We start from the raw sequence: 12,936 nt of genomic DNA, 5'->3' as shown, positions 1-12,936 counted from the left end.
GGATTAACATCGGAGCTTAATCGTAAGTGATTTACCGGACATGATATTACTGTCACGCTCGGAACCATTAATGGTGATTGTTGCTACTCTCCTAACGCAGTTTAGAACTTGGCTGTGGGTTAAATCTGCGATCATTTCTGGGATTAAAAAAGATAGTGAATTAGCTCAACTGTGCAGTATCAGCAATCCTAATCGCATTTACTATTTGCGTCAGGAGGTAGCAAATACAAGCATCAATGCTTTAGCTAAAGCAGTGACTATGGTGCTGGATTTGGAGATGTCTATTAAGAGGGGTGCTGAAAGTAAGGATTTACTGCTAATAATTCTTAGTGTTAGCAGGTTATTTAAGTTAACTTAATCAACATAAAGTTGACTGAGAGTTTTGGATTTTGGATTGTATATTTGATTCCAGTCTAAAATCCAAATTCACTAATAATGATATTAGTATATAACAAAACTTTCACAAGTTATATTTCTCATTTTAGGAATAGGACGTGCTGGCTCTCTTGAAAATATTGGTATCAAGTAACTATTTCAAGCTCATAGATCAATTTCTCTGACCACACTGCGATATCGTAAGTCAGCGAAATCATCATCAGTAAAGATAATCCCTTCGCTTTGGATTACGCTTCTAAATTTTTGTAATCCCTCCCAAAAATTATCCCCTCTAGATTCCTCGTTTTTTTTACGGAGAAACTCAAACAAATAGTCCCGTTCTTCTGTAGGCAAACTTTCAATAGAATTAATAATTTCTTGTAAAATCATCATAGAACCTCCTCGAAAGTAAACCCTAACTTTGCTGACTCATTTCCATCTCTACATCTCAAGCTTCAGCCTCTATTTTACCATTTAATAAACTTCATCATGGCTGCCAATATCAATCAATAAAATAATCATTTCTAACAACTTCTCATCTTCAGACAAATTAAAGATAATTCTACAATCATAAGCAACAGAACAAGACCACAACCCAACTAAATTTCCTGTTAACTTATGAGACTTCAAAGACGGTGTAAATGGATCATCTGCCAAAAGCCTTAATACATTAACAATTTGATTCTTTAATTGCGGGTTTTTCTTTGTAATCTTCCTAAAAGACCGCTTAAATCCACTACTCCAGACAACTTCCATCATCATCTCCGAGTAAATCAGCGATCAAATCATCAACGCTTCCTCTATGAGCTGTCCCATCCTTAAAAGCCTGCATCACTTCCTGAGCATTAGCCAAAATTTCAACCCGCCGATTCTCAATTCGTTGCTGGCGAAGAAACTCAAATAAATACTCTCGATCTTCTGTGGGCAAACTTTCAATAGAATTAATAATTTCTTGTAAAGTCATCATAGAACCTTCCAATTAAGTAAACTCTACCTTTACTAACTCTATTTTAATCTCTATTTCCATTGCCTCAGCCTCTTACATTTAGCCAATTTACGCAAAAATATGATACAGTATCGGGCGCAGTGAGGGCAAATGTTTCTGGAGGGCAGAAGCAGCGATTAGCGTAGGCGTAGCCCGCCGCAGGCATCGCTAGATGATTTACTGTCAATTGTAATTGTTGCTACTCTCATAACACAGTTTAGAACTTGGTTATGGTTTAAGTCTGCGATGTCTGCGACGGACAGCTGCATCAAATTCTTGTGGAACGGGTGGAGTATTTTCAAATAAACCCTCAAATACTTTCACCCTAAATTTTCTCTATAAAAGGGTTAGTACCATACCAAACTCAAAAGTTAGACTCAATTTGTTGCCCCAACCAATCACGAAAACTAGCATGATAAATACTATAATGGATTTCTGCTGCTATTGATTCTAAATGTAAAAATTCTCGCCACTTGTCTAAAATTATCTTGATTTCATATTCATCTGCATCTAATCTTTCTGCGATCGCTTCTATTGATATTGATTGGTCTTGAACTAAAATATTTAACACCTGTAAAGCCATTGTTTGCTGTTTACTAGTTGCTAAATTCATTTTTTTCCAATGATTTTGGTAATAGAGTTGTAAATTTGGCGGGTAAATATCCTCATTAATAGCTGCTAAGATTTCCCTAACATACATAAAATTTGTTTCATGATTATCAAAACCTAACTCTGTCATATTGAGCGAAACATCTCCAGTATTTTTTTCTTCGCTAACACTAAGCTCAGAATGAGATGATTTATTTAAATAAGTTTTAAGATATTCTTGGATATCAGAGCGGTTTTGCTCAAGATAGTTTGATAAATCTAAAGATTGGGATGGAGTTTCAATTAATAATCCTAATTGGTTTGCTAAAAAAGGGCGACGAGTAAGGATAAAATAAACTTTTTCTGGCAGATAACGGGGTAAATAGAAAATATTTGAACCGCGTGGTTGATTGTTGATATCAATCCTGTCGCAGCCATCTATAGTAATAATTAAACTTTGCTCAGGATGCAATCTATCGCTGATTTGTTGCAGTAACAACGATAAAAATCCACTGCCTTCTGTGGTAGAATCAGGAAAGTTAGCGTTGAGATTTTGACTACCTTGATGTTGGGCGATTTCTATTAATTGAGTGCAAATCGTCGTCAGAAATTCCTCAACGCGATTTTTACCTGTAATTTCGACATTGTAATAAACAACTCCGGGATTTTGGCTGACATAATGGGCAAGAATGGCACTTTTACCAATCCCAGGATCACCGATAATAGTAAAGTAGCCTCGGTCAAATTGATTGAGAAAGTTGTTGATGGCAGAAAAGACAAATTCACGACCGGCAAAGTTGTTATTTTTGGCAGTAATAATTTGCTGAAATTCCGGGGGATATCTGGGGATATTGATTGTATTTTGGTTGATGTTATTCATTTTATCAATCCCCTTCCAACCGCAGGAAATGAACACGACCTGATGTGTCTCCTGCTAAAATCGTGAATCCATCTGGGGAAATAGCACAGCAATTTATAGGACTTTCAACAATAAAAGTAGAGATTTCCTTTCCTGCCTCTAAATCCCACAGTTTCAAGGTGTTGTCCCAAGAACCAGAAATGGCTTTTTTACCATCTGAGGTGATCGCTACTGCATTTACCCTGGAGTTATGACTAGTCAGGGTAGAGATTTCCTTTCCTGTCTGCAAATCCCACACTTTCAGGGTGTTGTCATCTGAACCAGAAACAGCTGTTTTTCCATCTGGGGCGATCGCGATCGCTACTTGACTTACCGGGTCGTTATGACTAGTCAGGGTAGAGATTTCCTTTCCTGTCTGCAAATCCCACACTTTCAGGGTGCTGTGGTCGTATCGATAATAGGCTATTTCTTCATAAGAACCAGAAACGGCTGTTTTTCCATCTAGTGAGATGGCTACTGCACTTACTGAGTCGTTATGACCGGTTAGGGTAGAGATTTCCTTTCCTGTCTGTAAATCCCACACTTTCAGGGTCTTGTCATCAGAACCAGAAACGGCTGTTTTTCCATCTGGGGCGATCGCTACTGCATTTACCCTGGAGTTATGACCAGCCAGGGTAGAGATTTCCTTTCCTGTCTGCAAATCCCACACTTTCAGGGTGCTGGTTCTGTCCCAACCAGAAACGGCTGTTTTTCCATCTGAGGCGATCGCTAATGCTCTTACTGGGTAGTTATGATCAGTCAGGGTAGAGATTTCCTTTCCTGTCTGCAAATCCCACACTTTCAGGGTGCTGTGGTCGTATCGATCATAGGCTATTTTTTCATAATAACCAGAAACGGCTGTTTTTCCATCTGGGGCGATCGCTACTGCACTTACTGAGTCGTTATGATCAGTCAGGGTAGAGATTTCCTTACCTGTCTGCAAATCCCACACTTTCAGGGTGGAGTCCTGTGAACCAGAAACGGCTGTTTTTCCATCTGGGGCGATCGCTACTGCTCTTACTGAGTCGTTATGACCAGTCAGGGGAGAGATTTCCATTTCCTTTCCTGTTTGCAAATCCCACACTTTCAGGGTGCGGTCATTAGAACCAGAAACGGCGGTTTTTCCATCTGGGGTGATCGCTACTGCATTTACTGGGGAGTTATGACCAGTCAGGGTACGCAGTAGGTTTCCGCCTGGAGTGGTTAAGCTGGCTGTAATGGGACGAAATCGAGGAATTTCACTTTTACTTTGTACTGCATCTGCCAATATTTTCTGAATTTCTGACTGGGGAAAACTCTGCAACCTTCCCCATAATTGTCCTACTAATTGGGTTTGGTCTTGATTCAAAACATGGGCTGATAACTCTAAGGTACGTTGAATTAATTTGAGGGTTTTGAGTTGCTCGGTTTCTAGTTTTTCATCTTCTTCTAAGTTTTCTAATATTTCAGGCTCTTCAATTAAGGAATAATCCCTAATTAGGGCTTCTATTCCAAATTGAGGATATTGAGTTTTCAGATAAATAAAATCAAAATCCGTGAGAGTTTGATAATACTCCTCCACTTCAGCTACCTTCAAGGTACTTTTGGGAAATCTGTCAAGATAAAAAAGTTTGTCGTCAAGCTCAAGAGATGCAAATTTAGTAGCAATTTGTCCCATTTTAATTTATCCAATCTTCTTTTTTAAATAAGCATAAATCTTTTTATTAACTTCTTTAAATAGCACTCGACCTTCACCTAGCTTGTCTTGCCCTTTGAGAAAGTCAAGAAAACTGCGATGATAAATACTATAATAAGGGTTTTTTACATCTTCTTTTATTTTCTGTGTTATGTACTCAACCCAATCATTTAATACCGATTTCACCTCATATTTATCCTCATCAAGAATTTCCGCAATCATGTTTAGAGATATTGGCTCACCTCTTTCCACCAATATATACAGTGTTTTGACCTTATTTTCATTGGATTCTTTATCCATTCCCATCCGATTCCAATGAGTCGTATAATAGTCCTGAAGACCTTGTGGTAATCCCTTTAAAGTTAAATCATTGTATTTACCTTCAGAGATTCCAGGTAATAGATATCGCAAATATATAAAATTATTTTCACTCTTGACAGCTATTTCCTGGGTAAAATTGTCCTCAGAAATATTGCGCTCATTAATCCAGTTTCTTAGTTTTTGATCATTATTCAAAAATAAGTGAAGATACTCTTTAACATCTTCCTGACTCAAGGCTGTATAATCACTTTTTGTTAAATTCAATTCATTTACAGGAGTATCTGGAGACACAGTTAAACGTTTTGTTTCTTGATTATAAGTTCTTCTAGTCAATAAAAAATAGACTCCATCGGGAAGATTTTGTGGTAAATCTAAAAGATTACCATTTCCTTCTTGTTCTACTTCATCTAGTGCATCAACAACAATAACAAGTTTTTGTCCTTTTAGTTCTTCACTAGCTTTTTGCAATAAAGTACTTAAATCGGCATTTTCTGCATTTTGTAGGGAATAACGCTTAATTAATTGTTGACGAATACTTGCTAAAAACTTTTCTGGTTTGTTGCGTCCTTCGGCAAAAATATTAAAATAACAAGGAAATTTGGTAGCTAAAACGTATTTGGCAGCGATCGCACTTTTACCCATCCCTGCATCACCAATCACACTAAAATAACCCTTGTCTTCAGTGGTGAAGAATTTCTGAATAGCTTTAAACACAAAATCACGACCGCAAAATAAGCGAGTTTTTTCAAAGATTAAGGCTTTAAATTCTTTAGGATAAACATCTAAATTCCAATCTGGGTAAGGCTGATATCGTGAGGCTTTCGTTTTTTTAGCAGTTTCAATAAACACTTCACCAAATTCTTCTAATTCACCCAAAAAGTTAATTTTAGCATTGATGATCTGCGTTTTTAGTTCACTGTTTTGATCAATAAATTCTTTTGTTTTCTTGGCAAATTTAACGGGAGTATTATTAGTGTAAGCAGTAAAAAAATCATCTTTAATTACTTTCTCTCTAAACAAATTTAAAATTGCTTCAGGTTTAAATACACCATACTTTACCAGAGTGTAAGCATAAACCCCATCAACATCATCAGGAATTTGGGTAGGATTGAGTTTTAATTCTTGTAAAACTTTGATAACAGCTTCGTTTTTTTGAGCTTGTTTAATGATTAGTTGACTAACTTGAGGAGCATATTTACTAATCACTGAAGTAATGGCGGCAAATTCTATCATGGCTTATCATCGAAAATTTACTGTTTTAATTACAAGCATTATATACTAATTTATACAGTAATTACTGGTGAATAATATTATATTTGCGTAACTTTGTTGTATTTATTTTAACGTTTTATCAAAATTTACGATAACTCCTGGTAAGTATAATAACAATCTCTATTATAGAAAAATAGAAAAAACTCATCTGACGCTAAGGGCTAAAATCCAAGAGCAGCAAGCATTTATGAGTTGCCAGCTTTTCTAGCGTTACTACAACCCTAACATTGTTACTTACATAGTTATTTTCTACACTAGTGTTGCTGTATCCAATCCTTTCTATTCTGTCCTTGTTTGCGTCACTTTTGGTACATCTGGACTTAGCGGTATCATTACAAAATTACAATAGTGTTAGCCTTCAAGTCAACGAAATCTAGATTTAGCATCACTCCCCCAATGGGGGATTTTTTAGGGCAATGAGCGAAGACTACGACTATGACCATGCCCAATTATAGTTTATTACTTCAGAGCTTTTGGACACCACCTAGTACACCCATTACAGAAAATTCCAACTCAAATAACCATCCTACTGAACCAACAGATATTACTGAATTTCTAGGTGAAGATTTACTCTGGCAACAGACTATCCCTGCCAAAGAACCTAATCTGAAAAATATCCCTAATGACCTGCCAAATAAATTAATTAAAGCACTTCAGTCATTAGGAATCATCCAACTTTACTCTCACCAACTTCAAGCCTTACAAGCAATTAGACAAGGTAAAAGTTTAATCCTCACCTCTCCCACAGCCAGTGGCAAAACTCTCAGCACATACCCCGCCATTCTGGAAGGTTGTATCAATGAAGAACATCGAGCATTAGCATTTTATGGACTACGAGCCTTAGCACTAGACCAGTTCCACAAAATCTCTGAACTACTCTCTACCATACCAACACAATCCAGACCTATACTGGCAATGATCACTGGAGATGTCAAATCAGAAAAACGAGAACAAATCCTCAAGAGTGAACCGCATATATTAGGTGTCACACCAGAATTAATCCACTTTCAACTCAAGCAAGCCTGGAAATCCGCGCATTGGGCAAACTTTTATCAGCGATTACGCTATGTGCTGATTGATGAAGCTCATACCCTCTCAGGCAGCTATGGCGCAAATATGTCCTGGCTGATTCGTCGCATTAAACTAGCAGTAGATCATTACGGTGGTGACTCCAAGAAACTGCAATTTATCTTCCTGAGTGCCACTTGTGGTAATCCTAAACAACTGGCTCTGAAAATCTCCGGCTTAAAACCAACTAAACTCAACCCCAAACCCCTGATTTGGATTCGCAAAAGTGGAGCCGCTTCACCATCTAGACAAATAATAATCACTCAGCCCAGTTACAATCTAACTGGTGATACCGCTCGGATAATTCAATTTTTACTCAATCAAGGTAAATCAGGTATCGCCTTTTGTAACTCCCGTCGCAGCGTGCGGGAACTAACAGAATTACTCAAATCAAACCAAATAGCCGCTTTCTACAGTGGCATTACTTCTGAGCGTCGGGCAGAAGTAGTTGACCAACTCCAGTCTGGCACGATTAAGTGGATTATCACCACAGAAGCATTAGAAGCTGGTATTGACCTACCAGAATTAGAATGTTGCATTTTGCGTGGCTGGCCTGGTTCCAAAATGGCATACCAGCAACGCAGTGGCCGCGCCGGACGTTCTCAGTCTGGACTGACAGTGCTGCTTCCCAATGCTCTCAATCCCATTGACTGCTATGTAGCAGAACATCCAGAAATGGTGATATCGCCAGAAGCTGAGGAAGTCTTCTTTAATGACGAATATCCCATCTTTGCTGCTAAACATTTGATGTGTGCAGCCGCAGAAACTGGTATTCCTACTAATAAAATCAAGCACTACTTTGGCACAGCAGCTTACGAGGTAGCAAAACTCCTGTTAGCCCAAGGGCATCTAAATAAAGGTCGTAATGGACTGTGGGCAAAGGGTTATCCCCATAAAGATGTTAACTTTCGAGGTGGTTTATCCCAAACTACCATCAAGCTAGTAGATGCAGAATCTGGCGAAGAACTAGAGGAAATCTCAGAAGATATTGCTCACCGAGAAGTCCATCCCCAAGCCATCTACAAACGACAAGATACCAATGGACGAATGCTGACTTATCAGTGCATCTCCCTTGACTTGAACAGCAAGCAAGCAATTTTAAAACAAACAGCAGATAGCTCACTGTTTACAGTTGCAGTTACGGAATCAGAAACCAGTAGCTTAACAGTGCTGACAGATCCGGTGAAGTTACCATTGCTGTTTTCTTCAGATCGTGAAGTTGAAGACTGTCAGGAATACTTAACCCTGGAACTGAGTTTTGGAGAAGTTAAGCACATTACCAGTGGTTACAGTTTAATGACCCAAATTTATGAGCAGACTTGTTTGAACAAGCGGTGTCTTAACTACAAAGAGCCGCTACCTAAAGAACGTCGTTGTCCGCTTTGTAGCAAACTCACACGCAAAGCTGTAATTGTGAAAACCCTGTCAGAAGAAAAATTTGAGCAGCCTTTCCGTACTCAATTTTCAGCACCAATGGTCAAAGTAGCGATAAACTCAAGTGCGCGAGAATATCTCCAGCACAATGCCTTGGAAACTAGAACTAGTCTTACCCGCAGTGGAGAACCGATTCCCCCTGGCTATCAACAGTTGTGGGAATATTCCAGTACCTTGATTGCTATCCACAGCTTCGGGCATCAAATTATGAGAGCGTTACAGCTGGTGGCTAGAGTTGACTCAAAACAGGTGAATTTTACAGTAGTGAAGGAGTTAGGGGAAAATAACAATTACACAGGGTATTTCTATGATACCAGTGACGGCGGGAATGGTGCGGCTGAAGCTGTGTTTAAACATCTGCCAAAACTTGCTGGTGCTGCTGGACGGATCGCACGAGATTGCAACTGCGATACTGGCTGTGCCAAGTGCCTAATTCAACATGGTTGCCCTGATGGTAACACTGCTTTATTGAAGCAAATGGGATTACTGTTGTTAGATGCGATCGCTACACCTGATGTTTAACACTCTCCTGACTGTGAAACTGAGCGCTTGCGTTAGTTTCGCAGCCAAGAGAGTGTCAATGTCCCAGATACTCTATCACTGCCTCCAAGTCTGCGATCGCTCGATTAAATCGATTGAGCATTGCTTCTGCTACTTCTGGTTGGGCGTTGACAGTCGGTAGTTTTTCCCTCACCACACCTTTGAGTGCTTCTAGCCACAGCGACAAATTTGTATGTCGAACTGCTGTCAACAATCCCATGTTGGTGAGAACAGACAAATGAAACCCAAGTTGGTCTTGTCCACCGTAACCCAAATATCCGTTACTCAGTTCTAGTTTTTCTGGAGTAAACTCAAAATACTGGTCAGAGGTAATACCAGATCCTTCGAGTTTGGGTTGTGGTAATGGAGGTTGGGATTGAGTCATTATCAATTAGGATTGTTGTACAGCAGGTAATTTTGACATTTGCAAAACACTGTCTGACCAAGTGCCAAGTTCTTGAATAATCTGGTTTTTAGCATCTGTGTCATTCCAAGCTTGTTCCCAGTTAAACAGCCAGCGTGTAAGAAACCTTCCTAAATTTGCTAACTCAAAAGCATTGTCAATATCTATATCTGGGGCTATCCACTCAAGAAAATACATAGTCTCTCTAATCAGGCTTTTGACCACATCCTCATGTGTAGACTCACTGAAAATTTGACTTATCCGTGCTAAATTAGTTGCCAATTTTTCCAATCTAACAGGAATACTATCTTGCACAAAGGTTTCTTGCTCATAAGTTAAGCCACTATTCATCCCAGAAACTCCATAATAATTGCGGCAACAATATCTCTAATCTTAACGTCCATAATTTCCATTGAACGATTCTGTCGGGGACGGAGATTAACCATAGACTCATAGATTATCTGTTGTGTGTCAGGTCTAAAACTAGCAGCCCAAATATCACTCTGCTTACTGCCATCTTCTAGCAATGCCTGTTCACAGTAAAAGTGCATTTCACCTCCCCCAGCCAGAATCCGCTGCTCAATATCTACCGCTACCTTAATATAAAATTTTAACTCTTGTAGCATCTGCTCAATTTGCTCCGGTGTAGCACGAACTCTAATAATCTCAATCAAAAAACTTACTCCTATTAAACATACGGTTGCCCTGGCTATCTTGCCTAATTACATCAGCTTTCAACTATCAACATTAAAACCCAATTGGTGCGTAGCTTTGTAACTAAATTTTCTACTTCCTGCAACTGGACTTCCTGCAACCCACAATACGCTGTATATCTGTATTGAAGCATGATTAATCGAAGTAGTTAATTTGCAGCTTACCGCTGCATGGGAGAGATGTTATATTCTCTCCACCATGCCAGTAATTAATCTTGCCGATATTCAACAAATTACTAAAACACAACAACAAGTCCTATTTCCCAGTCAAAAATATCATCCAAATCGCTCTGCCTTTGACTCTATAGTTGCAGATAACTTCTCTTTGGTGATGAAACAACTATTTTTAGGACTTCCTATAGAACCTTTATTAAATGCCTATCCTCAAATAGCTCAGTGGGTTGATCAAATACAAGAACTTGCACCGGAAATTTTTAAATCTCGGAAAAAGTTACTAATCGATAATCCAGTTATTGCACCTCTTGCGATTAATGACGATAAGCATTTTATTCAAGTATTAACAAATCTAGCATTTAAACAAGGTATTCCCAGGCTTTATGAATGGGCTATACGCCATCCATATTTAAGCTGGCAAGACCAGGTAAAGTTGTGGACTACGGCTAGACAATACTCAGTTACTCCTAACCAAATACAACTCGTAATTTTAGCATTACATCCTGTTAAACCAGCCCAAAGATTAAATGTACGCTGGAATAAAAAGGATCAGATGCAGACTGAAAAATGGTTAATTAAACTACTGACTCAATCTCCAGATAACAAATCACAATCAAATATAGTCATTCCTGAGTTATCGTCAATGGTCAATTTAGAAGCTATTCCAGAAGTCAAGATTTAAGAGGCTAATGCCTCTGCCATTGGCAAATGTTTATTACAGATAACTCCAATGGTACTCAAATCAACTTTTGAGCATGGATGGCTACTATCAAAACTACTGAAATTAGATGATGAATATCAAGGTAGGTGGGAGCAATGGCGATGGACAATGGAAACTGGAGAACTGCCTACAGAAATACCACAAACTGAGTTTTTAGACTTAGGACATCCTCAAGTTTTACAGATGCTCTCAAGCTGTCTGCAATCTATTCCTAAAGGTGGATGTGGCAGTCCTTCCAGATTTATTCCCTATTTCACTGATTGGTTACTTTATGCTCTAGGGCATCCCAGTATTGCTAAATTGCCTCATGAGCCAGAGGGATGTAACGGTGCGAGCAATCGTCTTATTCAAGAACTGGAACTGAAGCTTTTGATTTCTTGTCCCTTCGATTACTTCGGTCATTTGTTGGCTGCTAATCGTTATGGACAATCAACAGCTAAATTCTATCCTACTCCTACTTGGACAGCCAGGACAATGGCTATTGCATCAGTTGACAGTTCTGCTGCAATAGCACCATTTCATATATATGAACCAGCACTTGGTACAGGAAGATTAGCATTGGAAATGTCCAATTATGCCATCAGTTTGACAGGCTGGGAGTGGGATTCGCTACTAATAAAAATAGCAAGTTTAAACTTCATGCTTTACGCTCCCTACTTGGCATTGCCTATTCCTAGTTTGGGTGGAGATTTAGTCATCGGAGACACCCTGACTGGCAAGGGTATTTCTTTTATCCGACCAAATCTAAAGTATGAGACTCCCGCATCAACACGTCAAACTAAGCTAAATAATAGGTTGCTAATTAATGGTATCAGATATGAGAATACTAAAGCAGAAAATCTGTTGCAAGGAAGTTTATTTTGATGGAAATTCAAATTATTGAATGGCAACAACTATTTCAAAATTGTGTCAGTAATCCTCCTCTGCCAATTTCCTTGCCTACTGTAGCCATTGCCAATCCTCCCTATTGCAAAATTAATCTCACTTCCGATTCAGAACTAGCCCGATTTGAGATGGCTTATAAATGGATAAAACACGGAGATGGAAACTACGTGATTACATCCAAGTTGAAAACCCAAGTAGAACAAGAGTGCTTATTTGTAGAACAGTGTTTAAATCAATTGCAACCTGGTGAAATAGTCTGTATCTTGGTATCTAATGGAATTCTGTCTTCATCTAACCAAGCACACTTTCGCCGATGGCTATTAGAAGACATGGCTTTGCTAATTGCTTCCATTCAGTTACCTACAGAAAACTTTCAGGTAGAATGTGGATTAGGAATTATCACCAGCTTTTTGATTCTTCAGCGCAAAGGTTGGGATTTACCAATACCAGAAGATTACTCAATCTTTATGGCAGTTGCAGATAAAATTGGTTTTGATAGTAGAGGTCGTCGTCTCTTTCGTTCAATTACAAATGGGCAACAAACCCAAGAAATTGATAGTGATTTACCTGTGATTCTAGAAGAGTTCAAAAAGTTTATCAAAGAAGTATGGCAAAATAATGTTGATAAATAGCACTTGCTGTCTATTCGCGCCGTCAAAGTTATCTATGCAGTATATGGGGAAATTAAGGACGTGTCTCATGAATTTGCAGACTTACTTTAGCTACTATAGGATTCCTATCTAATTTTTGAAAAACTGAGAAAATAGAAGCCTTGCATCATAGAGTTTAAAGCCTCAGTATACTTAGTAAGATTTAAGTCAGATTCCTATAGCTATTTTCTAATCTAGAACTTAAAATAGTCGTTAATACTGTTTGCGGGACTT

At 38.7% G+C, this 12,936-nt stretch carries 14 protein-coding genes; 5 read left to right on the top strand and 9 right to left on the bottom strand.

Going from position 1 to position 12,936, the window contains the following annotated elements; translation table 11 throughout:
• The first annotated feature begins 40 nt into the window (after positions 1 to 40).
• Entirely contained in the window at positions 41 to 358 is a 318-nt protein-coding gene (locus RMZ95_RS33565; RefSeq protein ID WP_409884472.1) for a hypothetical protein, read from the top strand.
• 182 nt (positions 359 to 540) lie between these two features.
• Here RMZ95_RS33565 and RMZ95_RS33560 read toward each other — a convergent pair whose 3' ends face one another.
• The 6 genes from RMZ95_RS33560 to RMZ95_RS33535 form a co-directional block, all read right to left on the bottom strand.
• A complete protein-coding gene (locus RMZ95_RS33560; RefSeq protein ID WP_409884470.1) occupies positions 541 to 768 on the bottom strand; it encodes a hypothetical protein in 228 nt (75 codons plus the stop codon).
• 81 nt (positions 769 to 849) lie between these two features.
• The gene (locus tag RMZ95_RS33555) at positions 850 to 1,131 is read right to left on the bottom strand and encodes a type II toxin-antitoxin system YafQ family toxin (protein WP_409884475.1); all 282 of its coding nucleotides are present in this window, start codon (positions 1,129 to 1,131) and stop codon (positions 850 to 852) included.
• Complete coding sequence (locus RMZ95_RS33550; RefSeq protein WP_099100473.1) at positions 1,112 to 1,342, bottom strand: hypothetical protein; 231 nt, start codon at positions 1,340 to 1,342, stop codon at positions 1,112 to 1,114. The genes RMZ95_RS33555 and RMZ95_RS33550 overlap by 20 nt, the downstream gene beginning before the upstream one ends.
• Before the next feature lie 382 nt (positions 1,343 to 1,724).
• Positions 1,725 to 2,828, bottom strand: a complete 1,104-nt coding sequence (locus RMZ95_RS33545) for an ATP-binding protein (protein WP_322683992.1) — start codon at positions 2,826 to 2,828, stop codon at positions 1,725 to 1,727.
• Between the two features lie 4 nt (positions 2,829 to 2,832).
• Entirely contained in the window at positions 2,833 to 4,503 is a 1,671-nt protein-coding gene (locus RMZ95_RS33540; RefSeq protein WP_322683993.1) for a WD40 repeat domain-containing protein, read from the bottom strand.
• A 6-nt stretch (positions 4,504 to 4,509) separates the two neighbouring features.
• Positions 4,510 to 6,075: an ATP-binding protein gene (locus RMZ95_RS33535; protein ID WP_322683994.1), complete on the bottom strand. Its 1,566-nt coding sequence runs from the start codon at positions 6,073 to 6,075 to the stop codon at positions 4,510 to 4,512.
• Positions 6,076 to 6,549: 474 nt separating this feature from the next.
• Here RMZ95_RS33535 and RMZ95_RS33530 point away from each other — a divergent pair, with 474 nt between their 5' ends.
• The gene (locus tag RMZ95_RS33530) at positions 6,550 to 9,138 is read left to right on the top strand and encodes a DEAD/DEAH box helicase (RefSeq protein ID WP_322683995.1); all 2,589 of its coding nucleotides are present in this window, start codon (positions 6,550 to 6,552) and stop codon (positions 9,136 to 9,138) included.
• Positions 9,139 to 9,193: 55 nt separating this feature from the next.
• On the opposite strand, the gene RMZ95_RS33525 is transcribed toward RMZ95_RS33530, so the two are convergent.
• Genes RMZ95_RS33525 through RMZ95_RS33515 form a run of 3 tightly spaced genes read right to left on the bottom strand, consistent with a single transcriptional unit; the run spans position 9,194 to position 10,233 of the window.
• Positions 9,194 to 9,541: a hypothetical protein gene (locus RMZ95_RS33525; protein WP_322683996.1), complete on the bottom strand. Its 348-nt coding sequence runs from the start codon at positions 9,539 to 9,541 to the stop codon at positions 9,194 to 9,196.
• A gap of 6 nt (positions 9,542 to 9,547) precedes the next feature.
• On the bottom strand, positions 9,548 to 9,910 hold the full coding sequence (locus RMZ95_RS33520) for a hypothetical protein (protein WP_322683997.1): 363 nt from the start codon (positions 9,908 to 9,910) through the stop codon (positions 9,548 to 9,550).
• On the bottom strand, positions 9,907 to 10,233 hold the full coding sequence (locus tag RMZ95_RS33515) for a DUF5674 family protein (protein WP_322683998.1): 327 nt from the start codon (positions 10,231 to 10,233) through the stop codon (positions 9,907 to 9,909). Before RMZ95_RS33515 ends, RMZ95_RS33520 begins: the two co-directional genes overlap by 4 nt.
• 193 nt (positions 10,234 to 10,426) lie before the next feature.
• Here RMZ95_RS33515 and RMZ95_RS33510 point away from each other — a divergent pair, with 193 nt between their 5' ends.
• The 3 genes from RMZ95_RS33510 to RMZ95_RS33500 are packed head-to-tail and all read left to right on the top strand — an operon-like array spanning position 10,427 to position 12,684.
• Complete coding sequence (locus tag RMZ95_RS33510) at positions 10,427 to 11,128, top strand: hypothetical protein (protein WP_322683999.1); 702 nt, start codon at positions 10,427 to 10,429, stop codon at positions 11,126 to 11,128.
• Positions 11,129 to 11,176: 48 nt separating this feature from the next.
• Positions 11,177 to 12,031 (top strand): hypothetical protein, encoded by an 855-nt coding sequence (locus RMZ95_RS33505; protein ID WP_322684000.1) that lies wholly within the window; start codon positions 11,177 to 11,179, stop codon positions 12,029 to 12,031.
• The gene (locus tag RMZ95_RS33500; protein ID WP_322684001.1) at positions 12,031 to 12,684 is read left to right on the top strand and encodes an N-6 DNA methylase; all 654 of its coding nucleotides are present in this window, start codon (positions 12,031 to 12,033) and stop codon (positions 12,682 to 12,684) included. The genes RMZ95_RS33505 and RMZ95_RS33500 overlap by 1 nt, the downstream gene beginning before the upstream one ends.
• The last annotated feature ends 252 nt before the right edge of the window (positions 12,685 to 12,936 follow it).

The organism is Nostoc sp. DedQUE07 (assembly GCF_034530975.2).
Classification (GTDB): Bacteria; Cyanobacteriota; Cyanobacteriia; order Cyanobacteriales; family Nostocaceae; genus Nostoc.
The sequence above is the reverse complement of the archived record's forward strand: the minus strand, read 5'-3'. Positions and strand labels throughout refer to the sequence as shown.

Coding starts and splice junctions, on each gene's coding strand:
- RMZ95_RS33525 (WP_322683996.1), bottom strand. CDS start 9,541: ATGACTCAATCCCAACCTCCATTACCACAACCCAAACTCGAAGGATCT.
- RMZ95_RS33550 (WP_099100473.1), bottom strand. CDS start 1,342: ATGATGACTTTACAAGAAATTATTAATTCTATTGAAAGTTTGCCCACA.
- RMZ95_RS33520 (WP_322683997.1), bottom strand. CDS start 9,910: ATGAATAGTGGCTTAACTTATGAGCAAGAAACCTTTGTGCAAGATAGT.
- RMZ95_RS33535 (WP_322683994.1), bottom strand. CDS start 6,075: ATGATAGAATTTGCCGCCATTACTTCAGTGATTAGTAAATATGCTCCT.
- RMZ95_RS33560 (WP_409884470.1), bottom strand. CDS start 768: ATGATGATTTTACAAGAAATTATTAATTCTATTGAAAGTTTGCCTACA.
- RMZ95_RS33555 (WP_409884475.1), bottom strand. CDS start 1,131: ATGGAAGTTGTCTGGAGTAGTGGATTTAAGCGGTCTTTTAGGAAGATT.
- RMZ95_RS33565 (WP_409884472.1), top strand. CDS start 41: ATGATATTACTGTCACGCTCGGAACCATTAATGGTGATTGTTGCTACT.
- RMZ95_RS33540 (WP_322683993.1), bottom strand. CDS start 4,503: ATGGGACAAATTGCTACTAAATTTGCATCTCTTGAGCTTGACGACAAA.
- RMZ95_RS33505 (WP_322684000.1), top strand. CDS start 11,177: ATGGTACTCAAATCAACTTTTGAGCATGGATGGCTACTATCAAAACTA.
- RMZ95_RS33530 (WP_322683995.1), top strand. CDS start 6,550: ATGACCATGCCCAATTATAGTTTATTACTTCAGAGCTTTTGGACACCA.
- RMZ95_RS33545 (WP_322683992.1), bottom strand. CDS start 2,828: ATGAATAACATCAACCAAAATACAATCAATATCCCCAGATATCCCCCG.
- RMZ95_RS33500 (WP_322684001.1), top strand. CDS start 12,031: ATGGAAATTCAAATTATTGAATGGCAACAACTATTTCAAAATTGTGTC.